This window comes from Variovorax raffinosi, from assembly GCF_051216615.1.
Classification (GTDB): domain Bacteria; phylum Pseudomonadota; class Gammaproteobacteria; order Burkholderiales; family Burkholderiaceae_C; genus Variovorax.
Map to the genome: position 1 here is coordinate 275,092 of NZ_JBPJZR010000003.1, position 23,331 is coordinate 298,422.

Consider the following 23,331-nt stretch of genomic DNA (forward strand, 5'->3'; position numbering starts at 1 on the left):
CGCGGCTGCGCAAGATCGATCGCGAAACGCGAGGTCTGCCAGACCGCTCCCGACGGTGCACCATGGAAAACGGGGCCAGAGGCCCCGTTGTTGCTTGATATCAAGCCCACCTCAAGCGGCGGTTGGCGCCGGGTCGGTATTGACGGCCGGCGTGCCGCCACTGCCACCGCTGCCCGAAGGAGGGGTGCGCGGCGTCCAGTCCTTGGGCGGACGCGGTGCGCGGCCGGCCATGATGTCGTCGAGTTGCTCGCTGTCGATGGTTTCCCATTCGAGCAGCGCCTTCGCCATCGCGTGCATCTTGTCGCTGTTCGCTTCGATCAGGCCACGCGCCAGGGCGTACTGCTCGTCGATGATACGGCGCACTTCGCCGTCAACCTTTTCCATGGTCTGTTCGCTCATGGTCGTGGTCTTGGTGACCGAGCGGCCCAGGAACACTTCGCCTTCGTTCTCGGCGTAGACCATCGGGCCCAGCGCGTCGGTCATGCCGTAGCGCGTGACCATGTCGCGGGCGATGGAGGTCGCACGCTCGAAGTCGTTGCTGGCGCCGGTGGTCATCTGGTGCATGAACACTTCTTCGGCGATACGGCCACCGAACAGCATGCTGATCTGGTTGAGCATGTATTCGCGGTCGTAGCTGTAGCGGTCTTGCGCCGGCAGGCTCATGGTCACGCCCAGAGCGCGTCCACGCGGAATGATGGTGACCTTGTGGACCGGGTCGCACTTGGGCAGCAGCTTGCCGATGAGGGCGTGGCCGGACTCGTGGTAGGCCGTGTTGCGACGCTCTTCCTCGGGCATGACCATGCTCTTGCGCTCGGGGCCCATGAAGATCTTGTCCTTGGCCTTCTCGAAGTCCTGCATCTCGACCACGCGCGCATTGCGGCGGGCAGCCATCAGGGCTGCTTCGTTGCAGAGATTGGCCAGGTCGGCACCCGACATGCCGGGCGTGCCGCGGGCGATCACGCTCGGGTTCACGTCCTGGCCCAGCGGGACCTTGCGCATGTGCACGCCGAGGATCTGTTCGCGGCCGCGGATGTCGGGCAGCGTGACATACACCTGACGGTCGAAACGGCCGGGGCGCAGCAGAGCGGCGTCCAGGATGTCCGGGCGATTGGTGGCAGCCACCACGATCACGCCAAGGTTGGTTTCGAAACCGTCCATCTCGACCAGCATCTGGTTGAGCGTTTGTTCGCGTTCGTCGTTGCCACCGCCGAGACCGGCACCACGCTGGCGACCCACCGCATCGATTTCGTCGATGAAGATGATGCAAGGCGCGTTCTTCTTGGCGTTCTCGAACATGTCGCGGACACGGGCAGCACCCACGCCGACGAACATTTCAACGAAGTCGGAACCGGAGATCGAGAAGAAAGGCACCTTGGCTTCGCCGGCGATCGACTTGGCCAGCAAGGTCTTGCCGGTACCCGGAGGGCCGACCAGCAGCAGACCGCGCGGAATGCGGCCGCCGAGTTTCTGGAAGCGCTGCGGGTCTTTCAGGAAGTCGACCACTTCACGGACTTCTTCTTTCGCCTCGTCGCAGCCCGCGACGTCGGCGAAGGTCACCGTGTTGTTGTTCTCGTCCATCATGCGGGCCTTGCTCTTGCCGAAGCTGAACGCCCCGCCCTTGCCGCCGCCCTGCATCTGGCGCATGAAGTAGATCCAGACGCCGATCAACAGCAGCATCGGGCCCCAGCTGACCAGCAGCGTCATGAGCAGCGAGCCCTCTTCGCGCGGCTTGACGTCGAACTTGACGTTGTGGTCGATCAGGTCGCCCACGAGGCCGCGGTCAAGGACCGTGGCGGTCGTGCGGATCTTGCGGTCGTCATTGGTGACGGCGATGATCTCGCCGCCGCCGGCGCCCTCGGGAATGACGGCACTTTTGATCTGGTTGTTCCGGACCTGGTCAAGGAACTCGGAGTAGCTGACTGCTCCAGAGCCGACGCCACCGCGGGTGTCGAACTGCTTGAACACAGTGAACAACACCATGGCAATGACGAGCCATACGGCAACTTTGGAAAACCACTGATTGTTCAAACGAAGCTCCAGTCGAAAGCGCGTGACGAGAATGTGAAATACGCGCTGTGGGTACGCAATTGCGCCCCATTTTAGGCTTTTCAAGCTGCGAAAAGCGGGCATTTCCCTAAAGCAGCCATAGGCTGACAGGGGTTTGCGCCCTGGGCGCACGCCCCTGCGGCAAGGTATCAAGGCGTATCTGTGGCCTTTAGACCCATGCCGACCAGGAAAGTCTCGGATGATTTATCCCGGGACGCCTTGGGTTTGAACGGCTTGACGGTACGGAAGCTGGCCTTGAAGAGCTTGACCGATTCGTCATATCCGCCGCCATGGAAGAGCTTGGCCACCAGTGCCCCTTCGGGCTTCAGATGGTGCTGGGCGAAGTCGATCGCAAGCTCGATCAGGTGCGCAATGCGGGCGCCATCGGCCGAATGGATACCCGACAGGTTGGGCGCCATGTCCGACACCACCACATCCGCCTTGCGGCCCGCCAGCACGCCCAGGACCTGCTCCAGCAGCTCTGCCTCACGGAAATCCCCTTGCAGGAAGGTCACGCCCTCGATCGGGTCCATCGGCAGCATGTCGAGGGCGATGATGGTGCCGTTCAGCTCGCCGGCTGCGGCGCCTCCGGGCGACATGCGCCGCCGCAGGTACTGGCTCCAGGCCCCGGGCGTGGAGCCCAGGTCGACCACAAGTTGGCCCGGCTTGATCAATCCGAGTGACTCGTCGATCTCCTTGAGCTTATAGGCAGCGCGTGCGCGGTACCCCTCTCGCGTGGCCAATTTCACGTATGGATCATTGATGTGATCGTGAAGCCAGGCTTTATTGACTTTTTTGCTTTTTGCTTTAGTGCTCATGAGGTGCTTATCTACCCTCGATAATACGGGGATGCCCGCCATTCAACTTACCCCTGCCGAGCGCAAGGTGCACCGCGCCGAAGCTCACCACCTGGATCCGATCGTCATGGTCGGTGGAGACGGGCTCACCCCTGCCGTGAAAAAAGAGGCGGATGCCGCCCTCAAGGCCCACGGCCTGATCAAGGTGCGCGTGTTCTCCGACGACCGTCTCGCCCGCGACGCCATGCTGCAAGAACTCGCCAACGAGCTCAATGCGGCCCCGATCCAGCACATCGGCAAGCTGCTGGTGCTCTGGCGCCCGATCCCCGAAAAGGAAAAGGTGATCGATGAAGACCGCATGCCCGGTCCGCGCGACGTCAAGATCCTGAAGTACAGCAAGCGCGGCGGCCAACGCCCCGAAATCAAGACCCTGCGCGTGCTCGGCAACCAGCGCCTCACGCCTGGCGGCACCATCAAGCGCGCCAAGGCCAAGCGGCCGCTGTCGGCCAAGAAGCGCAACCAGGCAGACTGAGCTTGGCGGCAGTGCAAGGCGCACAGCGCCACATCCTCTGCATGAAGTGGGGCACGAAGTACGGCCCCGAATACGTCAACCGGCTCTATGCGATGGTCCGCCGCAACCTCAGCGGCGACTTCAAGTTCGTGTGCCTGACCGACGATGGCAATGGCATTCGCCCCGAGGTGACGTGCCTGCCGATTCCCCCGCTCAACCTGCAACTGGCCCCTGGCCAGCGCGACGGTGCCTGGAAGAAGCTCACGACCTTCGAACAGGACCTGCACGGCCTGCGCGGCACCGCCCTGTTCCTCGATGTCGACGTGGTCATCGTGGGCAGCCTGGACGCCTTCTTCGAGCAGCCCGGCGAATTCCTGATCATTCACGACTACGCACGCCCCTGGCGGCGCGGACGAATCACAGGCAACTCGTCGGTCTACCGCTTCGAACTGGGTGCCCATGCCGACGTGCTGGCGTACTTTCGCGCCAACATGAACAAGGTCCAGGCCGAGTACCGCAACGAGCAGGCTTACCTCTCGGATGTGCTCCATGGCCAGGGCAAGCTCGCCTATTGGCCCGAAGCCTGGTGCCCGAGCTTCAAGTACCACGGCATCCCGACCTGGCCCACCAATTACTGGGAAGAACCTTTCGTGCCCGAAGGCGCACGCATCATGGTGTTCCATGGCGAGTGCAATCCGCCCGATGCATTGGCTGGTCGGCGCAACCGTGCCTTCCGCTACATCCGGCCGGCGAACTGGGTCGCGAAGTTCTGGAAAGAGTGAGCAGCTGGCGGCCTCGAAGGCCGCCACTTCCGTTCAGCGCGGCGCGCGAGCGCCCATGCGCCAAAGCAGCACACCGGCGCACAGCCATTGCACAAGGTACATGCCGCTGCCCACGGCGTGCCAGAGCTTGAGGTTTTCACGCGCAAGAATGCGCGGCGCCACGGCGTACTGCTGAAGCAGCGCCAGCAGCAAAGCCCCCAGGATCAGGAAGATGGCCGTCAACGCAGGGCCATCCATGCGCTCGTCCGCCTTGGCGCGGAAATGGATCAGCAGGATCAGCCCGCAGGCAATCGCAATCCAGCTTTGCGCCTCGAACAACTGACCGGCGAAGTTGCCAGCCACCGAGGGGTTGCCGAGCCTGGCGAACAGCATCGGCACCACCAGAAAGCCGATCGTGGTGAGGCTGCCCCACCAGAAGGCGGCCAGCATCAGCGCCACGCGGTCTTTCATCGAATGCGTGCTCAGAGGTAGCGAACAGCCACGATCTCGTAGCGCTTCAGGCCGCCCGGCGCCTGCACTTCGGCCGTGTCGCCCTCTTCCTTGCCGATCAGCGCACGCGCGATCGGGCTGGAGATGTTGATGAGACCGAGCTTCAGGTCGGCCTCGTCTTCGCCAACGATCTGATACTTCACCGCGTCGCCGCTCTCTTCTTCTTCGAGCTCGACGGTCGAGCCAAAGACGACCTTGCCGCCGGCATCGAGCTCGCTCGGATCGATGATCTGTGCGGCCGACAGCTTGCCTTCGACTTCCTGGATGCGGCCTTCGATGAAGCCCTGGCGGTCTTTCGCGACTTCGTATTCGGCGTTCTCGCTCAGGTCGCCCTGGGCACGCGCTTCCGAGATGGCGTTGATGACCCAGGGACGCTCCACCGTCTTGAGTTGATGCAGTTCCGCACGCAGTTTTTCAGCGCCGCGCTTGGTGATGGGGATGGTGGCCATGTTGTTGGTTCTCCATAAAGCGAAACCGCCGAACGCTGCCGTTCGGCGGTCGATGAGGGACAAGATCAGACGAGTGTGCGTCCGGTCAGCCGGCTCAGGATGGCGAGCGGGCTCGATTCGGGATTGTATTGCTTCGACGCGGCCAGATGAAGCGTCTGCTCGAGCATGTACTGGCCCGCCATCACGGCGTGCGAGGTCTGGTCGGAGAAGCAAACCCACACCGAGCCGGGCGGGAATTTCGCTGTCTCTTGCGGCGAGCTTTCCTGGTACGCCATGTCCGACTTCATGGCGTCGTGCAGTTGCAGCATCAGGTGGTCGTACTCGCTGCGGAACGACTTGGTCACATGCAGCGCCTGCAGCAGCTTCGCCTGCCAGCGCGCGTAGGGCTTGGCACGCGGCAGGAAGCGCTTGGCGATGTCCTCGAAAGGCTCGCCCACGCGCCACACGCGCGGTGCGCCTTCGGGATTGACGTTGGTGAACACCCGCAGGATGCGTTCGCCGTAGTTGGGCCGCGACGGGAAGGCGTCGACATGCAGCCGCCGGTCGTCGGCACGCCACGACTGCACGCGCGTCTCGACCTGTGCCGGCCGGTAGCTCGTGGGTGCGAGGCGCAGGGCCGGCGTGTAGTGCGGCAGCAGCCCATGAATCAGTTGCTGCGCCTGCGTACGGAACCGCCCGACCATCGCGGCCGCCGTGTGCTGCACCGCCTCATCACCTACGGCGCCCTTGAGCTTGCCGTTGGCATCGAGGCTGATGTTGCGAACGTCGGGCGACAGCAGGCTGGGCGTCAGCAGGCTGCGCTCTTCGGGCAGCAGCTCGAAGCCCAGCCGCGGAAAGTACAGCACCTTGCCCGCTTCCAGTTCCGCGATCCACGCCTCGTTGGGCGTGGCCGCGTTCCAGTCGCTCAGGTCCAGTTCGACGAGCTGGGTTTCCATGACCGCACTCAAGCCGAAGCCAGCTGCGCGTGCATCTCCTGCACCGAGATCACGCCGAGCTCGTCCATGAAGCCCATGCCTTCGACCGCGGCTTCGGCGCCGAAGATCGTGGTGAAGGTGGTCACACGGGCCAGCAGCGCCGAGGTGCGGATCTGCCGCGAATCGGTGATCGCGTTGCGGCGCTCTTCCACCGTGTTGATGACCAAGGCAATCTCATTGTTCTTGATCATGTCCACGATGTGCGGACGGCCTTCGGTCACCTTGTTCACCGTCGCGCACTCGATGCCCGCGGCGTTGATGGCCGCGGCCGTACCCTTGGTGGCGGTCAGCACGAAGCCGAGCTTGACCAGGCCACGCGCCACTTCCACCGCGCGCGCCTTGTCGTTGTTCTTCACCGAGATGAAGACCTTGCCCGACTTCGGCAGGTGCGTGCCGGCGCCAAGCTGCGACTTCACGAAGGCTTCGCCGAAGGTCTTGCCCACGCCCATCACTTCGCCGGTCGACTTCATCTCGGGGCCGAGGATGGTGTCCACGCCCGGGAACTTGACGAACGGGAATACGGCTTCCTTCACGCTGAAGTACGGCGGAGTCACTTCCTTCGTGACGCCCTGCGAAGCCAGCGACTGGCCGGCCATGCAGCGTGCCGCCACCTTGGCGAGCTGGATGCCGGTGGCCTTGCTCACGTAAGGCACGGTGCGCGAGGCGCGCGGGTTCACTTCGAGCACGTAGATGACGTCCTTGCCATCCTTTTGCTGGATCGCGAACTGCACGTTCATCAGGCCGACCACGTTCAGTGCCTTCGCCATCGCGGCGCTCTGGCGTTTCAGTTCGGCGATGGTGTCGGCGTTCAGGCTGTAGGGCGGCAGCGAGCAGGCGGAGTCGCCCGAGTGCACGCCGGCTTGCTCGATGTGCTCCATCACGCCGCCGATCAGCGTGCCGCCTTCGGCGTCGCGGATGCAGTCGACGTCGCACTCGACGGCGTCGTTGAGAAAGCGGTCGAGCAGCACCGGCGAGTCATTGCTCACCTTGACCGCTTCACGCATGTAGCGCTCGAGGTCGCGTTGCTCGTGCACGATTTCCATCGCGCGGCCGCCCAGCACGTAGCTCGGGCGCACCACCAGCGGATAACCGAGGGCAGCGGCCTTTTCGAGCGCTTCGGGTTCGGTGCGCGCGGTGGCATTCGGCGGCTGGCGCAGACCCAGTTCGTGCAGCAGCTTCTGGAAGCGCTCGCGGTCTTCGGCCGCGTCGATCATGTCGGGCGAGGTGCCGATGATCGGCACGCCATTGGCTTCGAGGTCGAGCGCGAGCTTCAACGGCGTCTGGCCGCCGTACTGCACGATCACGCCGAGCGGCTTTTCCTTGTCGACGATCTCCAGCACGTCTTCGAGCGTCAGCGGCTCGAAGTACAGGCGGTCGGACGTGTCGTAGTCGGTCGACACGGTCTCGGGGTTGCAGTTGACCATGATGGTCTCGTAGCCGTCCTCGCGCATCGCGAGCGCGGCGTGCACGCAGCAGTAGTCGAACTCGATGCCCTGGCCGATGCGGTTGGGACCGCCGCCGAGCACCATGATCTTCTTCTTGTCCGTCGGGTCGGCTTCGCACTCGTCTTCATAGGTCGAGTACATGTAGGCCGTGTTGGTCGCGAACTCGGCCGCGCAGGTGTCCACGCGCTTGTAGACCGGGCGCACGCCCAGGGCACGGCGCTTTTCGCGGATCGCGGTGTCGGTGGTCTTCAACTGGCGCGCGAGGCGACGGTCGGAGAAACCCTTCTTCTTCAGCGCGAGCAGCGTGTCCTTGTCGATGTCGTCCAGCGACTTGGTTTCCAGTTCGAGTTCGATCTTCACGATCTCTTCGATCTGCACCAGGAACCACGGGTCGATCTTGGTCAGCGCGAACACTTCATCCACGCTCAGGCCCATGGCGAAGGCATCGCCCACGTACCAGATGCGCTCGGGACCGGGCTCGCCCAGTTCCTTTTCGAGCACTTCGCGGTCCTGCGTCTTCTCGTTCAGGCCATCGACGCCCACTTCGAGGCCGCGCAATGCCTTCTGGAACGACTCCTGGAAGGTGCGCCCCATGGCCATCACCTCGCCAACCGACTTCATCTGCGTCGTGAGGCGCGAGTCGGCCTGCGGGAATTTTTCGAACGCGAAACGCGGGATCTTAGTGACCACGTAGTCGATCGACGGTTCGAACGATGCGGGCGTGGCGCCGCCGGTGATTTCGTTGCGCAGCTCGTCGAGCGTGTAGCCCACGGCCAGCTTGGCCGCGACCTTGGCGATCGGGAAACCCGTGGCCTTGGAGGCCAGCGCCGACGAACGCGACACGCGCGGGTTCATCTCGATGACGACCATGCGCCCGTCCTTCGGGTTGATGGAGAACTGAACGTTCGAGCCACCGGTGTCCACGCCGATCTCGCGCAGCACGGCCAGCGAGGCGTTGCGCAGGATCTGGTATTCCTTGTCGCTCAGCGTCTGCGCGGGGGCCACGGTGATCGAGTCGCCGGTGTGCACGCCCATCGGGTCGAGGTTTTCGATGGAGCAGACGATGATGCAGTTGTCGGCCTTGTCGCGCACGACTTCCATCTCGTACTCTTTCCAGCCGAGCAGCGATTCTTCGATCAGCAGCTCGTTGGTCGGCGAGGCTTCGATGCCGCGCTTGCAGATGGTCTCGAATTCGTCGGGGTTGTAAGCGATGCCACCGCCCGTGCCGCCGAGCGTGAAGCTGGGACGGATGACGGTCGGGAAACCGAGCGTCTTCTGCACGGCCCAGGCTTCGTCCATCGTGTGCGCGATACCCGAGCGCGCCGAACCGAGACCGATCTTGGTCATCGCGTCCTTGAACTTCAGGCGGTCTTCGGCCTTGTCGATGGCTTCGGGCGTGGCGCCGATCAGCTCGACAGGCTTGTTGGTGGCCGCGCCGGTGTACTTGTCGAGCACGCCGTTGCGCCAGAGGTCCAGCGCGCAGTTCAGCGCGGTCTGGCCGCCCATGGTCGGCAGGATCGCGTCGGGGCGTTCCTTGGCGATGATTTTCTCGACCGTCTGCCAGGTGATGGGCTCGATGTAGGTGACGTCGGCGGTGGCCGGGTCGGTCATGATCGTCGCGGGGTTGCTGTTGATCAGGATGACCTTGTAGCCCTCTTCGCGCAGCGCCTTGCAGGCTTGCACGCCGGAGTAGTCGAACTCGCAGGCCTGGCCGATGATGATCGGGCCGGCGCCGATGATGAGGATCGATTTGAGGTCTGTACGCTTAGGCATTCTCTTTCTCCGTCTTTTCCGTCTTGTTCTTTTCCATGAGTGCCGTGAAGCGATCGAACAAATAGCCGATGTCGTGCGGGCCCGGCGAGGCTTCCGGGTGACCCTGGAAGCAGAACGCGGGCTTGTCGGTGCGGGCCAGGCCCTGCAGCGTGTTGTCGAACAGGCTGATGTGCGTGGGACGCAGGTTGGCCGGCAGCGACTTCTCGTCGACCGCGAAGCCGTGGTTCTGGCTGGTGATGCTCACGCGGCCGTTGTCCAGGTCCTTCACCGGATGGTTCGCGCCGTGGTGGCCGAACTTCATCTTGAAGGTCTTCGCGCCCGAGGCCAGCGCCATGATCTGGTGGCCCAGGCAGATGCCGAAGGTGGGAATGCCGGTCTCGATCAGCTCCTTGACGGCGCTGATGGCGTAGTCGCAAGGCTCCGGATCGCCGGGGCCGTTGGCCAGGAAGATGCCATCGGGCTTGAGCTTGAGCACGTCGGCAGCAGGCGTTTGCGCCGGAACCACCGTGATGCGCGCGCCGCGCTGCGCGATCATGCGCAGGATGTTCTTCTTGACGCCGTAGTCGAAGGCGACGACGTGGAACTTCGGCGTGATCTGCACGCCGTAGCCCGAACCGAGCTTCCACTCGGTTTCGGTCCATTCGTAGGTCTGCGTGACCGACACCACCTTGGCAAGGTCGAGGCCGGACATGCTCGGCGCGGCCTTGGCGGCGGCAATGGCCTTGTCGATCAGCGCCTGCGTGATGGCTTCGCCCGCGGCCAGGCCCAGGATGCAGCCGTTCTGCGCACCATGGGTTCGCAGATGGCGCGTGAGCTTGCGGGTGTCGATGTTGGCAATGGCCACCGTCTTGCCGGCCACGAGGTATTCGCTCAGCGTGGCGGTCTTGCGGAAGTTGGAGGCGACGAGGGGCAGGTCCTTGATGATCAGGCCCGCGGCATGGATCTTTTCGGCTTCGATGTCTTCCCCGTTGACGCCGTAGTTGCCGATGTGCGGATACGTCAGGGTGACGATCTGCTGGCAGTAGCTCGGGTCGGTGAGGATTTCCTGGTAACCGGTCATGGCGGTGTTGAACACCACTTCACCGGTCGTGGAGCCGGCGGCTCCGATCGAATTGCCTTGAAAGACCGTGCCGTCTGCGAGCGCCAGGATGGCGGGCGGGAAGTTTCCCTTGAGAGACAAAAGCACTGGGTTCTCCGAATGGTTACGGTCGCCCGGAGCCCCAGGCGCGTTGCCTGCGGACTGCTGCTTAAGGGGATTTTGGCGTGAAAGGCGGCCGGGCGACGCTATTGCGAGTAAGCCCCCGATTGTAGCCCGGACTGCGACCCTATCCGACCTGAAGGGCCGCTCCGCTCGCGTGCAGGCAGATGGCGGCGGCTGCAGCCACGTTCAGCGACTCTTCACCACCGGGCTGGGCAATGCGGATGTGGTGCGTCGCGCGGGCTTCAAGCACGGGCGAAACGCCCTGCCCTTCATGGCCCATCAGCCAGGCGCAAGGGTGCGGCAGGCGGGCCTTGTGCAGCCATTCGCCGCGATGGGAGCTGGTCGCCACGAGCGGCACCTTCAGGCCGTCGAGCAGCTCAGCCTCGACGCCCTCGATCAGCCGCAGGCCGAAATGGGCGCCCATGCCCGCGCGCAGCACCTTCGGCGCCCAGAGCGCGGCCGTGCCCTTGAGCGCGATCACCTGGGTGAAACCGAAGGCGGCTGCACTGCGCAGGATGGAGCCGGCATTGCCGGCGTCCTGCAGGCGGTCGAGCACCACGCTGGGCGCGTCGGGAATCAGCTCTGGACGTGCCGTCAGATCCAGCACGAAGCCCATGGGCGCGGGCGACTCCAGGCCGCTGACGCCGCGCAGCAGATCGTCGCTGACCACTACGGTTTTGATAGCACCATCCGTCCATTCGGCATGCGCCTTGGACCAGAAAGACTCTGAAAACACCGCGATGGCCGGCTTCACGCCGCGCGCCAGCGCGGCCCGGCACAGGTGATCGCCCTCAAGCCAGATGCGGCCCAATTTGCGGTAGGCGCCCGGGTCCTGGGCCAGCTTGCGCAGGTCCTTGAGCAGCGGGTTGTCGCGTGAGCTGATGTGGCTGGCGCCGGCTTCGGATGTCATTGGGGGTTCGTCAAGGCGCAGCGCGCAGGTCGAGCCGCACAGGCTCCGAGGCGCCAATGACCATCGCGGCTGACGCGGCCCCTGCCGGCACCACGACGACGCTCGCGGCGGCCGCTGCCGTGCGCGCCAGCGCCGCAGCCACCGGGCTGAACGACTTGCGGTGATGCACGCAGGCCCCGTGGCGCTTCAGCGCCTCCAGGTGTTCAGGCGTGCCGTAGCCCTTGTGGCCAGCAAAGCCGTAGTGCGGAAATTCGGTATGCAGCTGCTCGCACAGCCGGTCGCGGTGCACCTTGGCCAGGATCGACGCGGCAGAGATCGCCTTGACCAGCGAGTCGCCCTTGACGATGGCCTCGGCCAGCACGTCGAGCGTCGGCAGGCGGTTGCCGTCGACCAGCACCTTCGCCGGCTTCAGGCGCAGCCCTTCGACCGCGCGGCGCATCGCGAGCATCGTGGCCTGCAGGATGTTGTGGGTGTCGATTTCCTCGACCGTGGCGTGCGCGATCGAGCAGCACAGGGCCTTGGCCAGAATCTGGTCGTGCAGGCGTTCACGCTGCAGGGCCGTGAGGGTCTTGGAGTCGGCCAGGCCACGAATCGGCCGCAGGTCGTCGAGGATCACGGCCGCGGCCACCACCGGGCCGGCCAGGGGGCCGCGCCCCGCCTCATCGACGCCCGCGAGCAGGCCTGGCGCATCCCACACCAGCGGGGCCTGCTCAGCCTTCAAGAACTTTCTGGATCGCATCGGCGCAAAGTGTCGGCGTATCGCGCTGCAATTGCGAGTGCAGCTCGGAAAATCTTTGTTGCAGAGCCTGCGTCTTCTCTGGCGCGTCGAGCCAGGCCAGCGTGGACTGGGCCAGAGCTTCCGGCGTGGCGGCCTCCTGCAGCAACTCGGGCACCACGAACTCGCGGCACAGGATGTTGGGCAGGCCGACCCATGGCTGCAGTTGCTTGCGCTGCATCAGGCGCCACGAGAGCGCGTTCATGTTGTACGCAATGACCATCGGCCGCTTGAACAGCGCCGCTTCGAGCGTCGCCGTGCCGCTGGCGATCAGCGTGACGTCGCAGGCGGCCAGCGCGGCGTGCGACTGGCCATCAAGCAGCTTCACGCGGCCGGTCATGCCGCTGGCCTGCAGCAGCGCTTCGACCTCCGCGCGCAGCCCCGGCAGGATCGGCGCCACGAACTGGAGCGCGGGTCGCGCCTTCTGCATCAGTGCCGCGGCGGCGAAGAACCGGGCGGCCAGGTAGCGCACTTCCGAGCGGCGGCTGCCAGGCAACAGCGCAACGACCTGTGCATCGGGCACCAGACCCAGTGCGGCGCGCGCGCTGGCACGGTCGGGGGTCATCGGAATCACATTGGCCAGCGGATGGCCCACATAGCTGGCGGCCACGCCGTGCTCTTCCAGCAGCGCGGGCTCGAACGGGAAGATGCACAGCACATGATCGGCCGCAGCCCGGATCTTCTCGATGCGGTCCGCGCGCCAGGCCCAGATCGACGGGCAGACGAAATGCACGGTCTTCATGCCGCGGCTGCGCAGTCCGGCTTCGAGGTCAAGGTTGAAATCGGGCGCATCAACGCCGATGAACAGTTCAGGCCACTCGCGCAACAGACGGGCCTTGAGCTGGCGGCGAATGCCGGCGATCTCGGCGTAGTGGCGCAGCACCTCGATGTAGCCGCGAACCGCGAGCTTTTCCTGCGGCCACCAGCTCTGGAAACCATGGGCCAACATGCGGGGACCGCCGATGCCTGCCGTCTGCAATGCAGGCCACCGGGCATGAAGACCATCGAGCAGCAGACCGGCGAGCAGGTCGCCGGAGGCTTCTCCCGCGACCAGCGCGAAGCGTCGCTGTGCGTCCGTCTGCATCGCGGTCACGTCAGCGCGCGATGCCGCGCGTCGAGCTGGCGATGAAGGATTCCATCAACGCGACGTCCTCGGCGGCTTCCGGCATTTCGGTCGCCAGCGCCGCGATGTCCGCACGCGCTTCTTCGAGCGTCTTGCCCTGGCGATACAGCAGACGATGCATCTGCTTCACCGCCGCGAGCCGCTGCGCCGAAAATTCACGCCGGCGCAGGCCCACGACATTGAAGCCGCGAACCGCCAGCGGGTTGCCATCGACCAGCATGAACGGCGGCACGTCCTGCGTCACCGCGCTGCCGAAACCGATCATGGCGTGGGCGCCGACCGACACGAACTGGTGAATGCCGGTCAACCCGCCCACTGTGACCCAATCGGCCAGATGCACGTGGCCAGCCAGCGTCGTCTGGTTGGCCAGCGTGGTGTGGTTGTCGACGCGGCAGTCATGCGCAATGTGGGTGTAGGCCATGATCCAGTTGTCATGGCCCACGCGCGTCACACCGCCTGCCCCCGGCACGCCGAGATTGAAGGTGCAGAACTCGCGAATGAGGTTGCGGTCGCCAATGACCAGTTCGGTCGGCTCGCCCGCGTACTTCTTGTCTTGCGGCACCGCGCCGAGCGACGAGAACTGAAAAATCCGGTTGTCGCGCCCGATGGTTGTCCGCCCTTCGATCACGCAATGCGCGCCGATGGTGGTGCCCGCGCCGATCCGCACATGCGGACCGATCACGGTATAGGGCCCGACCGACACCGAGGCGTCGAGTTCTGCCTTGGGGTCGACGAGTGCTGTCGAATGAACCTGGGTCATGCCTTGCAAATGACTGCGGCTGGATCAGTTGATCTGGCGCATGGCGCACATCAACGTGGCTTCACAGGCGAGTTCGCTGCCGACCCGGGCGCGCCCCTTGAACTTCGAGATGCCTGCCTTCATGCGTTCGATCTCGACCTCGAGCGTGAGCTGGTCGCCCGGCTCCACAGGCCGCTTGAAACGCGCGCCGTCGATGGCCGCGAAGTAGTAGACGGTGTTGTCGTCCGGCACGATGTCGAGCGAGTGGAACGACAGCAGCGCCGCGGCCTGCGCCATGGCTTCGAGCATCAGCACGCCCGGCATCACCGGACGATGTGGGAAATGGCCGTTGAAGAAGGGCTCGTTCATCGTCACGTTCTTCAGTGCCGTGATGCGCTTGCCCTTTTCCATGTCGAGCACCCGGTCCACCAGAAGGAACGGGTAGCGATGCGGCAGCAACTTGAGAATTTGGTGGATATCGAGCGTCGTCGTCATGATGTTCTGTTCCTGCATCGTCGTCATTTTTTCGAGAGGGCTTTCTCCAGCGCCTTCAGTCGTTCGCGCAGGCTGTGCAACTGCTTGAGCGTTGCCGCATTCTTTTCCCAGTTCACATTGTCATCGATGGGAAACATGCCGGTGTACTGGCCGGCCTTGTGAATCGAACGGGTTACCGTGGTGGCGGCGGACACGTGCACGCCATCGGCCACCGTCAGATGGCCCAGCACGATGGCGCCGCCGCCAAAGGTGCAGTTCGCGCCGATGGTGGCGCTGCCGGCCACGCCGACACAGCCGGCCATGGCGGTGTTCTTGCCGACACGCACGTTGTGGCCGATCTGGATCAGGTTGTCGAGCTTCACACCGTCTTCGATCACGGTGTCGTCGAGCGCGCCTCGGTCGATACAGGTGTTGGCACCGATCTCGACGTCGTTGCCGATGCGCACAGCGCCCAGTTGCTCGATCTTGACCCACTGACCTTCATGCAACGCGAGGCCGAAGCCATCGGCCCCGATGACCACGCCCGGGTGTAGCAGGCAACGCTCGCCGATGGTGCAGTCTTCACTGACAGTCACGCGCGACTTCAATACCGTGCCTGCGCCAATGCGTGCGCCCCGCTCCACCACGCAAAGCGCGCCGATGCGCGCCGTGGCGTCGACTTGCGCTTCGGCATGGATTACCGCGCTGGGGTGAATGCGATCGGCGTCCGGACGCGCGTGATGCGCCTTCCAGAGCTGTGTCAGGCGCGCGAAGTAGAAATAGGGATCGGGCGTGACGATGAATGCGCCACGTGCCTCGGCTGCCTCGCGCATGGCAGGCGACACGATCACGCAGGCAGCCTTCGAGGCCGCCAGCTCCTGTTGGTACTTGGGATGACTCAGGAAGCTGAGCGCGTCGGGCTGTGCATTCTGAAGCGGTGAAAGCCGCTCGATGGACAGCGTGGCGTCCCCATGAAGCTCGCCCCCGAGGGCGTCAACAATGGCTCCGAGCTGCAGCGACACGCCGGTTCGCGGCGTTACTTGCCGGCCGCAGGCGCAGAAGAGCCGGCCGCCGAGGCGTTCAGCGCCTTGATCACCTTGTCGGTGATGTCGTGCTTCGGATTGATGTAGATCGCTTCCTGCAAGATGGCGTCGTACTTTTCAGCTTCCGCCACCTGCTTCACCACACGGTTGGCACGTTCATAGACCTGCTGGAGTTCTTCGTTCTTGCGGGCGTTCAGGTCTTCCTGGAATTCACGGCGCTTGCGCTGGAAATCGCGGTCCTGGTCGACGAGTGCACGTTGACGCGAAACCCGTTGGCTTTCAGACAACGTCGGCGCCTCGCGCTCGAACTTCTCCGAGGCCGTTTTCAGTGCGTCGCCCTGCGCCGTCAAATCCTTTTCGCGCTTGAGAAACTCGGCTTCGAGCTTCGCCTGGGCAGCCTTGGCGGGCTGCGCTTCGCGCAGCACGCGGTCCGGATTCACGAACCCGATGCGAAAGGTTTCCTGCGCCTGAGCAGGCGCAGCAGCGAGCAGGAAAACGGGGACCAACAACGCACCTGCTGCGGCGCGAATCAAATGCTTCATTTAGAAAGACGTTCCGATCTGGAATTGGAGGCGCTGGATTCTATCCTTCGGGATCTGGATGAAACCAGTGGCAGGATCCAGCACTTCCTTTTGGGACATGACAGGGAAGGCATAAGCAAGGCTCAGTGGACCGAGCGGCGAAATCCAGCTGATACCGACACCCACCGAAGCGCGCAACTTCTTCTGCGCCTTCCACTGTGCATCAGTGAGGCCGGCAGCACGCGAGCCGAACACATTGCCGATGTCGAAGAAGCTGTACAGACGCAGCGTGCGGTCATTGCCAGCACCCGGGAATGGTGTGCTGAGCTGGGCACTGAAGATGGCCTTCTTGGTACCGCCCAATGCGGCGCCTTCAGTTTGGCCCAGAAGCGGCACATCGCGCGGGCCCAGCGAGTTTTGCTCAAAGCCGCGAATCGACCCCAAACCACCAGCATAGAAGTTCTTGAAGATCGGGTAGACCTTGCCGCCCAGCGCCTTGGCGTAACCGACCTCGCCATTGATCGCAACGGTGTACTGCTTGTTGATCGGGAAGAACTGCTGGTACTGGTAGTTGGTCTTGATGTACTTCATGTCACCACCAATCCCCAATTCCAGATTGGCACGCTGGAGCACCCCGCTGGTCGGAATCAGCGCGCTGTCGCGGCTGTCGCGCCCCCAACCCACAGTCAGCGGCACGCCCCAGACACTGTCAGTCGAGCAACCGGTCACAGCGAAACCGATAGGCGTCGCGGGCAGGAATCCGTTGGGAATCGGGGCCTGGTTGAGCTGGCATCCGAAATAATTGAGGTAAGACCGCGGCGTTGTGAGCCCAGCGAACGCCGTGGACGTATTCGGATTGAATGCATACCGCTCAAGCCCCACGCCGAAGAACACCGTGTCGACTTCGCTGAACGGCACGCCAAAGCGGATCGATGCGCCCTGATTGACCAGCTTGTAGTCGCCATCGATAGTCGTCGAATACGGACGGGTCGTCGTGTGATAGACGCTGATGGTGCGCGAGATGCCATCCTTGGTGAAGTAAGGATCGGTCGTGGTCAGCGACAGCGTGCGGTTGTACTTGCTGGTGTTGACCTGCACACCCAGGAAGTTGCCCGAGCCGAACACGTTCTCCTGCGAGATACCGAAGGTCAACGCCACCTTGTCCGAGCTCGAATAACCCGCACCGAGCTGGAGACTACCGGTCGGCTTCTCGACCACATTGATGACCAGATCCACCTGGTCGGGCGTGCCCGCCACTTCCTGCGTCTCGACGTTCACATCGGTGAAGAAGCCAAGGCGGTCCACGCGATCGCGGGAGAGCTTGATCTTGTCGCCGTCGTACCAGGAGGCTTCGAACTGGCGGAATTCGCGCCGGATCACTTCGTCGCGTGTCTTGTTGTTCCCGCCAACAGAAACACGGCGCACATAGACGCGGCGCGAAGGCTCGGCCTGCAGCGTCAACGTGACGCGGTTGTTGGCGCGGTCGATTTCGGGACGCGCCTGCACCTTGGCAAAGGCATAGCCGAAAGAGCTGAAATAGTCGTTGAAGGCCTTGGTGGTCTCGGTGACCTGATCGCCGTTGTAGGGCTCGCCCGGCTTGATCGTGATCAACGACTTGAATTCATCATCGCGGCCGAGGTAGTTGCCATCGAGCTTGACGCCCGCCACCACGAACTTCTCGCCTTCGGTGATGTTGACCGTCACCGTCAGGTCCTTGCGGTCTGGCGAAATGGCAACCTGGGTCGAATCGATGCGGAACTCAAGGTAGCCGCGCGTGATGTAGTACGAGCGCAGCGTTTCAAGGTCGGCGGTGAGCTTGGCGCGCGAGTACTGGTTGGACTTGGTATACCAGCTCAGGTAACCGCCGCTGTCCTGGTCGAACAAGCTGAGCAGCGTCGATTCGCTGAAGGCTTTGTTGCCGACCACGTGGACTTCACGGATGCGAGCCGACTCGCCTTCGGTGACGGTGAACGTCAGGTTGACGCGGTTGCGCTCGATGGGCGTGACGGTGGTCACGACCTGCGCGTTGTAGAGGCTGCGGCTCACGTATTGGCGCTTGAGCTCCTGCTCGGCGCGGTCGGCCAGGGCCTTGTCGAACGGACGCCCGTCGGTCAGGCCAATCTCGCGCAGTGCCTTTTGCAGCGCTGCCTTGTCGAATTCCTTGGCGCCCACAAAATCGACGTCTGCAATGGTGGGCCGCTCTTCGACGATCACCACCAGCACATTGCCGTTCACGTCGATGCGCACATCCTTGAACAACCCCAGGTCGAACAACGCGCGGATCGCGGCGGAACCGCGCTCGTCGCTGTAGGTATCGCCGACGCGCAGGGGCAGCGACGCGAAGATCGTACCGGCCTCGACGCGCTGCAAGCCTTCGACGCGAATGTCGCGTACCGTGAAGGGCTCGATGGCCCAAGCTGCTGTGGCTGCCAAAGCGCTGGCAACCACCGCGGCAACGCTACGCAGGCGAAAGCGACTGAAGTTTTTGTTCATCTGTGAATTGAGCCGGCACGGAAGGGGCCAGCAGAAAGTTAACCAAAGAGCCGCGTGACGTCGTTGAAGAGTGCAACCGACATCATGACCAGCAGCAAAGCGACACCGCCGCGCTGAAGCCGTTCCATCCAGGCGTCGGAGACGCTTTTGCCAGTCAGGCCCTCCCAAAGATAATACATCAGGTGCCCCCCATCGAGGACCGGCAGCGGCATGAGATTGAGCACGCCCAGACTCACGCTGATGAGCGCGAGGAAGACCAGGTACTGGGTAAAGCCAAGACTGGCAGACTTGCCTGCATAGTCTGCGATCGTGAGCGGGCCGCTCAGGTTCTTGAGCGAAGCTTCGCCAATCACCATCTTGCCCATCATGCGCACGGTGAGCGCAGACACCTCCCAGGTGCGCACGACGCCACGCCAGACGCCGTCGACCGGACCTTGCCGCACTGTCACCATTTCGGGTGGAGCCCCGACATAGGCGCCCACACGGCCGACCTTCGCGCCGTTCTCTTCGCGCACTTCGGGCTTCACTTCGAGCGTGAGCGGCTGGCCGCCGCGTTCGATCTGCCAGGTCTGGCTCCGCGGCTGATCGCCATCGATCGAGGCACGAATCACCTCACGCAACTGCTGCCCGTCGATGATGGCCGTGCTGCCAATGGCGCGCACCAGGTCACCATTGCGAAGTCCAGCGCGCTCGGCCGCGCCACCTGCCATGACCTCCCCGATCTCGGGACGTGTCAGCGGAGCAAGCACGCCGATCTTGCGGAACATCTGCGGATCGGCATCGCGGGTCTCGATGCGGCTCAGAGGAAGCACCAGTTGGCGCGCAGGGCGACCTCCCTCGCCCGCCACTTCAAGTGTCAGGTCATGACCGTCGAGCGCACCGCGCGTCATGCGCCAGCGCAGATCCTCGAAAGACTGGACGGGCGACAGGCCGCCATCGAAACCCGCCCGGGTGATCTGCTCGCCCCCGCGCAGGCCCGCGGCCTCAGCCAGCGAGGCCGCCACTGGTCGCGCCAGCTTGGCGACCGGCTCCTGCACACCGATCCAGTTGACCGCCGTGTAAAGCACGACAGCGAGCAACAGGTTGGCGATCGGGCCGGCAGCGACGATGGCTGCGCGGGAACGCAGCGGCTGGGTGTTGAAAGCCCTGTGGCGCTCTTCCGGCGCAACCGGTCCTTCACGCTCATCGAGCATCTTCACGTAGCCGCCCAGGGGGAAGGCGCCGATGACGAATTCGGTTGCCTGTCCCGGATGCTGGCGCTTGGGCTGCCAACGGAACAGTACTTTTCCGAACCCGACCGAGAAACGCTCGACCTTGACGCCACAGGCCACCGCGACGCGGTAGTGCCCATATTCGTGCACTGCAATCAGGACACCGAGCGCGACAACAAAGGCTACGACAGTAAGCATGCGGGACCTTTGAGGGCTACGGGTTCAGTCAGGCTGCGAAACGCAGTGCCGCAGCGTTGGCCGCTGCACGGGCGCTGGCGTCGAGCGCCAGCAGATCCGCCAGCGATGCCGGCTTGGAGGGGGAGACCCTCTCCAAAGTTTCCATGTTGACCGCATGAATCCGATCAAAACGCAGGCGCCGGTCCAGGAAGGCCTCGACGGCCACCTCATTGGCGGCATTCAACACCGCAGTGGTGCCCGGTGCAGCGCGCAGTGCGTGCCAAGCCAAGCCCAATCCCGGGAAGAGCGCGGCGTCCGGGGTTTCGAAGCTCAGGGATGCCATCTGACGGAAATCGAGGCGCGCCGCACCGCTCTCGATGCGCTCAGGCCACGCCAGGCCTACCGCGATCGGCACCCGCATGTCGGGGGTGCCGAGTTGCGCCATGACAGAGGCGTCGGTGAACTGCACCATCGAATGCACCACGCTCTGCGGATGAATGACCACCTCGATCTGTTCAGGCGTGACGCTGAACAGATGGCGCGCTTCGATCACCTCCAGCGCCTTGTTCATCATCGTGGCCGAATCGACCGAGATCTTGCGGCCCATGACCCAGTTCGGATGGGCGCACGCCTGCTCCGGCGTCACCGTTCCCAGGGTTTCGGGGGCACGGGTTCGGAATGGGCCGCCCGAGGCTGTCAGGATGATCTTGTCGATGCGGCGCGACCACGTGGACGGGTCTTCAGGCAGCGACTGGAAAATGGCCGAATGCTCACTGTCGATTGGCAGCAGCGTGGCGCCGCCCTCGCGGACCGTGCGCATGAAGAGTTCGCCGCCGACGACCAGGGCCTCCTTGTTGGCCAGCAGCAAGCGCTTGCCGGCGCGCGCGGCAGCCAGGCACGGGCCAAGCCCTGCAGCACCGACGATGGCAGCCATGACAGCGTCGACCTCTTCATGAGATGCTATCTTTTCAATAGCATCAATGCCAGTCAGGACGTGCGTCGTCAATCCACTCTGCTTGATCTTCTCAGCCAGCATCGCCGCATGCGGCGCGCTCGCCATGACTGCAAAGCGCGGCGAAAACTGCGCGCACTGCGCAAGCAGTTCGTCCACCTTGGTGGCAGCGGACAGCGCAAACACCTCGAAACGCTCGGGGTGCCGTGCAATGACGTCGAGCGTGCTGACGCCGACCGAGCCGGTCGAGCCAAGCACCGTCACGCGTTGTTTGGGAGTGTTCACAGGAAGGCCAGCATCATGGCAATGGGAAGCGCCGGCAAGAGAGCATCCACCCGGTCGAGCACACCGCCGTGGCCGGGCAGCAGCCGGCTGCTGTCCTTGGCACCGGAACTGCGCTTGATCAGGGATTCGACGAGATCGCCCACGACGCTCATCGCAGCGAGAAAAACAGCGCCCAGCAACAGCAGCCACCAGCCGCGCTCATTGAGGCGGGTGTAGAGACTGGCAACGGTTGCGCCAGCGGCCTTGTCGGCCCAAGTCCAGGCAAAGGCCAGCACCACCACGCCGATCATTCCGCCCCAGACACCTTCCCAGCTCTTGCCCGGACTGATGGCAGGCGCGAGCTTGTTGCGGGTGAACCTGAGACCGAATGCACGGCCGGCGAAATAGGCGAACACATCCGCCACCCACACCAGCACCAGGATCGACAGCAGGAAGTTGATACCGACCATGCGCGCCTGCACCGCAGCCAGCCACGCGACCCACAGGGCCAACAGGCCGCCGACCAATCGCAGCCCGCGGGGAATTCGCGGCCAGCCAGGCACCGCCACGCGCAAAAGCGCCGCGCCGCCCAGCACCCAGGCCGCGCTGGCCAAGGTCCACATCAATACCAGCGGCTGTTCGAGCAAGCCCAGCCACCACGAAAGCCCGCAGAGCAACACGGTCTCGGCGCCCAAGAACAGCGACACCTTCTGGCCGTAGCCATTCAGGCGCCCCCACTCCCACGCCCCCGCGCCGATCAGCACGAGCATCACGCAGGCAAAGGGAATGTAGTTTCGGTAGAACAGCGCCGGCAGCAGGATCGCGAGCAGCACGATCGCCGTGAGGATGCGTTGTTTGAGCATGCGGGAGGTGTTGGGGTCTTCAGGCCGTGGCCGTCGAGACCTGTGCCGAGGTTTGGCCAAAGCGGCGCTCGCGGCCCTGGAACGCGGCGATGGCCTCGTCCAGCGCGGCCTCGTCGAATTCGGGCCACAGCTTGTCGCTGAAGAACAGCTCGGCGTAGGCACTTTGCCAGAGCAGGAAATTGGACAACCGCTGCTCACCGCCGGTGCGGATGAACAGGTCAGGGTCGGGCACGTGGGCCAAGGCCATCGCGCGATCGAGGCTGAGCTCGGTGATGGCCTCGCCCCGCTCCGTCAGCTTGGCGGCCGCCTGCGCAATGTCCCACCGCCCGCCATAGTTGAAGCAGACGTTGAGCACCATGCGCGTGTTCTGCGCGGTGGCGGCCTCGGCATCGACCAGGCCCTTCACCATCTTGGGCGACAGGCCGGCGCGCTCGCCGACAAAATGCAGCCGCACGCCGTCGCTGCTGAGCCGGGGCACTTCACGAGCGAGCGCACCGACCATGAGTTCCATGAGCCCGGAAACCTCTTCGACAGGCCGATTCCAGTTCTCGGAAGAGAACGCAAACACCGTGAGCACGCCCACACCGCGGTCGGCACAGGCCTTGACGCATCGGCGCAGCGATTCGACGCCCTGCTTGTGCCCCGCCACGCGAGGCAAGAACCGCCGCGTCGCCCAACGACCATTGCCGTCCATGACGATGGCAATGTGGTGGGGAATGCGCGGCGATGACGAGGCCATGGCAGGCCTCAAACGGCCATGATCTCCGCTTCCTTGGCCGCGACCAGCCGGTCGATTTCCGCGATGTGGCGGTCGGTGACCTTCTGGATCTCGGCTTCGGCACGCTTCTGGTCGTCTTCGGAAGCAAGCTTGTCCTTGACCAGCTTCTTGACCGATTCGTTCGCATCGCGGCGCAGGTTACGCGTGGCGATCTTGGCGGTTTCGCCTTCGTTACGGACCAGCTTGGTCATTTCCTTGCGGCGCTCTTCACTCATGGCGGGCAGCGGCACGCGGATCAGGTCGCCCATCGACGCAGGGTTCAGGCCCAGGTCGCTTTCGCGAATGGCCTTCTCGATCTTGGCGCCCATGCCCTTTTCCCAGGGCTGGACGCTGATGGTGCGCGAGTCGAGCACCGACACGTTTGCCACCTGGCTCAGCGGCACTTGCGAGCCGTAGTAGTCGACGTGGATCGAGTCGAGCAGCGCCGAATTGGCACGGCCCGTACGGATCTTGGTGAGGTTGTTCTGGAATGCGGCGAGCGACTGGTTCATCTTCGCGTCGGTCGCACTGCGGATGTCTGCAATGGTCATCTCAAATACTC

General features: G+C 64.0%; 22 protein-coding genes. 2 read left to right on the forward strand and 20 right to left on the reverse strand.

Annotation, left to right across the window (positions count from 1 at the left end; translation table 11 throughout):
• Window positions 1–111: 111 nt before the first annotated feature.
• Together ftsH and ACSFB7_RS12380 are read right to left on the reverse strand one after the other, a co-directional pair.
• Entirely contained in the window at window positions 112–2,028 is a 1,917-nt protein-coding gene (ftsH, locus tag ACSFB7_RS12375) for an ATP-dependent zinc metalloprotease FtsH (protein WP_187110583.1), read from the reverse strand.
• A 167-nt stretch (window positions 2,029–2,195) separates the two neighbouring features.
• Entirely contained in the window at window positions 2,196–2,864 is a 669-nt protein-coding gene (locus ACSFB7_RS12380) for an RlmE family RNA methyltransferase (RefSeq protein ID WP_435470432.1), read from the reverse strand.
• Window positions 2,865–2,895: 31 nt separating this feature from the next.
• Here ACSFB7_RS12380 and ACSFB7_RS12385 point away from each other — a divergent pair, with 31 nt between their 5' ends.
• Window positions 2,896–3,375, forward strand: a complete 480-nt coding sequence (locus ACSFB7_RS12385) for a YhbY family RNA-binding protein (protein ID WP_435470434.1) — start codon at window positions 2,896–2,898, stop codon at window positions 3,373–3,375.
• Window positions 3,376–3,377: 2 nt separating this feature from the next.
• Complete coding sequence (locus ACSFB7_RS12390) at window positions 3,378–4,136, forward strand: glycosyltransferase (RefSeq protein ID WP_435470435.1); 759 nt, start codon at window positions 3,378–3,380, stop codon at window positions 4,134–4,136.
• Between the two features lie 33 nt (window positions 4,137–4,169).
• Here the strand turns inward: ACSFB7_RS12390 and ACSFB7_RS12395 are convergent, their stop codons facing one another.
• From ACSFB7_RS12395 to frr, 18 genes are all read right to left on the reverse strand, one after another.
• The gene (locus tag ACSFB7_RS12395; RefSeq protein ID WP_187110587.1) at window positions 4,170–4,586 is read right to left on the reverse strand and encodes a DUF4149 domain-containing protein; all 417 of its coding nucleotides are present in this window, start codon (window positions 4,584–4,586) and stop codon (window positions 4,170–4,172) included.
• A gap of 11 nt (window positions 4,587–4,597) precedes the next feature.
• Complete coding sequence (greA, locus tag ACSFB7_RS12400) at window positions 4,598–5,074, reverse strand: transcription elongation factor GreA (RefSeq protein WP_435470437.1); 477 nt, start codon at window positions 5,072–5,074, stop codon at window positions 4,598–4,600.
• 65 nt (window positions 5,075–5,139) lie between these two features.
• A complete protein-coding gene (locus ACSFB7_RS12405; RefSeq protein ID WP_435470439.1) occupies window positions 5,140–6,009 on the reverse strand; it encodes a Kdo hydroxylase KdoO in 870 nt (289 codons plus the stop codon).
• 8 nt (window positions 6,010–6,017) lie between these two features.
• The gene (gene carB / locus ACSFB7_RS12410; RefSeq protein ID WP_435470441.1) at window positions 6,018–9,266 is read right to left on the reverse strand and encodes a carbamoyl-phosphate synthase large subunit; all 3,249 of its coding nucleotides are present in this window, start codon (window positions 9,264–9,266) and stop codon (window positions 6,018–6,020) included.
• Entirely contained in the window at window positions 9,259–10,452 is a 1,194-nt protein-coding gene (carA, locus tag ACSFB7_RS12415; protein WP_435470443.1) for a glutamine-hydrolyzing carbamoyl-phosphate synthase small subunit, read from the reverse strand. Before carA ends, carB begins: the two co-directional genes overlap by 8 nt.
• 139 nt (window positions 10,453–10,591) lie before the next feature.
• Window positions 10,592–11,377 carry a TrmH family RNA methyltransferase gene (locus tag ACSFB7_RS12420; protein WP_435470445.1) on the reverse strand — a complete coding sequence of 262 codons (786 nt, stop codon included), beginning with the start codon at window positions 11,375–11,377 and terminating at the stop codon, window positions 10,592–10,594.
• Between the two features lie 10 nt (window positions 11,378–11,387).
• Window positions 11,388–12,116, reverse strand: coding sequence for a ribonuclease HII (gene rnhB, locus ACSFB7_RS12425; protein WP_435470447.1), 729 nt, complete (start codon window positions 12,114–12,116; stop codon window positions 11,388–11,390).
• Complete coding sequence (gene lpxB / locus ACSFB7_RS12430; protein WP_435470449.1) at window positions 12,088–13,236, reverse strand: lipid-A-disaccharide synthase; 1,149 nt, start codon at window positions 13,234–13,236, stop codon at window positions 12,088–12,090. Before lpxB ends, rnhB begins: the two co-directional genes overlap by 29 nt.
• A gap of 10 nt (window positions 13,237–13,246) precedes the next feature.
• Complete coding sequence (gene lpxA / locus ACSFB7_RS12435) at window positions 13,247–14,035, reverse strand: acyl-ACP--UDP-N-acetylglucosamine O-acyltransferase (protein WP_435470451.1); 789 nt, start codon at window positions 14,033–14,035, stop codon at window positions 13,247–13,249.
• 24 nt (window positions 14,036–14,059) lie between these two features.
• Window positions 14,060–14,509 carry a 3-hydroxyacyl-ACP dehydratase FabZ gene (gene fabZ / locus ACSFB7_RS12440; protein WP_307576989.1) on the reverse strand — a complete coding sequence of 150 codons (450 nt, stop codon included), beginning with the start codon at window positions 14,507–14,509 and terminating at the stop codon, window positions 14,060–14,062.
• Between the two features lie 23 nt (window positions 14,510–14,532).
• On the reverse strand, window positions 14,533–15,510 hold the full coding sequence (gene lpxD / locus ACSFB7_RS12445) for a UDP-3-O-(3-hydroxymyristoyl)glucosamine N-acyltransferase (protein ID WP_435470453.1): 978 nt from the start codon (window positions 15,508–15,510) through the stop codon (window positions 14,533–14,535).
• A gap of 14 nt (window positions 15,511–15,524) precedes the next feature.
• Window positions 15,525–16,073: an OmpH/Skp family outer membrane protein gene (locus tag ACSFB7_RS12450; RefSeq protein ID WP_435470455.1), complete on the reverse strand. Its 549-nt coding sequence runs from the start codon at window positions 16,071–16,073 to the stop codon at window positions 15,525–15,527.
• On the reverse strand, window positions 16,074–18,545 hold the full coding sequence (gene bamA, locus ACSFB7_RS12455) for an outer membrane protein assembly factor BamA (RefSeq protein ID WP_435471035.1): 2,472 nt from the start codon (window positions 18,543–18,545) through the stop codon (window positions 16,074–16,076).
• Between the two features lie 38 nt (window positions 18,546–18,583).
• Complete coding sequence (gene rseP, locus ACSFB7_RS12460) at window positions 18,584–19,954, reverse strand: RIP metalloprotease RseP (RefSeq protein ID WP_435470457.1); 1,371 nt, start codon at window positions 19,952–19,954, stop codon at window positions 18,584–18,586.
• 28 nt (window positions 19,955–19,982) lie between these two features.
• Entirely contained in the window at window positions 19,983–21,170 is a 1,188-nt protein-coding gene (gene ispC, locus ACSFB7_RS12465) for a 1-deoxy-D-xylulose-5-phosphate reductoisomerase (RefSeq protein WP_435470459.1), read from the reverse strand.
• Window positions 21,167–22,012 (reverse strand): phosphatidate cytidylyltransferase, encoded by an 846-nt coding sequence (locus ACSFB7_RS12470; RefSeq protein WP_435470461.1) that lies wholly within the window; start codon window positions 22,010–22,012, stop codon window positions 21,167–21,169. Before ACSFB7_RS12470 ends, ispC begins: the two co-directional genes overlap by 4 nt.
• 19 nt (window positions 22,013–22,031) lie before the next feature.
• Entirely contained in the window at window positions 22,032–22,751 is a 720-nt protein-coding gene (uppS, locus tag ACSFB7_RS12475) for a polyprenyl diphosphate synthase (protein WP_435470463.1), read from the reverse strand.
• 8 nt (window positions 22,752–22,759) lie between these two features.
• Window positions 22,760–23,320 (reverse strand): ribosome recycling factor, encoded by a 561-nt coding sequence (frr, locus tag ACSFB7_RS12480; protein ID WP_124462512.1) that lies wholly within the window; start codon window positions 23,318–23,320, stop codon window positions 22,760–22,762.
• Window positions 23,321–23,331 lie beyond the last annotated feature (11 nt).

Coding starts and splice junctions, on each gene's coding strand:
- ACSFB7_RS12380 (WP_435470432.1), bottom strand. CDS start 2,864: ATGAGCACTAAAGCAAAAAGCAAAAAAGTCAATAAAGCCTGGCTTCAC.
- ACSFB7_RS12385 (WP_435470434.1), top strand. CDS start 2,896: ATGCCCGCCATTCAACTTACCCCTGCCGAGCGCAAGGTGCACCGCGCC.
- ACSFB7_RS12395 (WP_187110587.1), bottom strand. CDS start 4,586: ATGAAAGACCGCGTGGCGCTGATGCTGGCCGCCTTCTGGTGGGGCAGC.
- greA (WP_435470437.1), bottom strand. CDS start 5,074: ATGGCCACCATCCCCATCACCAAGCGCGGCGCTGAAAAACTGCGTGCG.
- ACSFB7_RS12405 (WP_435470439.1), bottom strand. CDS start 6,009: ATGGAAACCCAGCTCGTCGAACTGGACCTGAGCGACTGGAACGCGGCC.
- carB (WP_435470441.1), bottom strand. CDS start 9,266: ATGCCTAAGCGTACAGACCTCAAATCGATCCTCATCATCGGCGCCGGC.
- ACSFB7_RS12420 (WP_435470445.1), bottom strand. CDS start 11,377: ATGACATCCGAAGCCGGCGCCAGCCACATCAGCTCACGCGACAACCCG.
- rnhB (WP_435470447.1), bottom strand. CDS start 12,116: ATGCGATCCAGAAAGTTCTTGAAGGCTGAGCAGGCCCCGCTGGTGTGG.
- lpxB (WP_435470449.1), bottom strand. CDS start 13,236: ATGCAGACGGACGCACAGCGACGCTTCGCGCTGGTCGCGGGAGAAGCC.
- lpxA (WP_435470451.1), bottom strand. CDS start 14,035: ATGACCCAGGTTCATTCGACAGCACTCGTCGACCCCAAGGCAGAACTC.
- fabZ (WP_307576989.1), bottom strand. CDS start 14,509: ATGACGACGACGCTCGATATCCACCAAATTCTCAAGTTGCTGCCGCAT.
- ACSFB7_RS12450 (WP_435470455.1), bottom strand. CDS start 16,073: ATGAAGCATTTGATTCGCGCCGCAGCAGGTGCGTTGTTGGTCCCCGTT.
- bamA (WP_435471035.1), bottom strand. CDS start 18,545: ATGAACAAAAACTTCAGTCGCTTTCGCCTGCGTAGCGTTGCCGCGGTG.
- rseP (WP_435470457.1), bottom strand. CDS start 19,954: ATGCTTACTGTCGTAGCCTTTGTTGTCGCGCTCGGTGTCCTGATTGCA.
- ACSFB7_RS12470 (WP_435470461.1), bottom strand. CDS start 22,012: ATGCTCAAACAACGCATCCTCACGGCGATCGTGCTGCTCGCGATCCTG.
- uppS (WP_435470463.1), bottom strand. CDS start 22,751: ATGGCCTCGTCATCGCCGCGCATTCCCCACCACATTGCCATCGTCATG.
- frr (WP_124462512.1), bottom strand. CDS start 23,320: ATGACCATTGCAGACATCCGCAGTGCGACCGACGCGAAGATGAACCAG.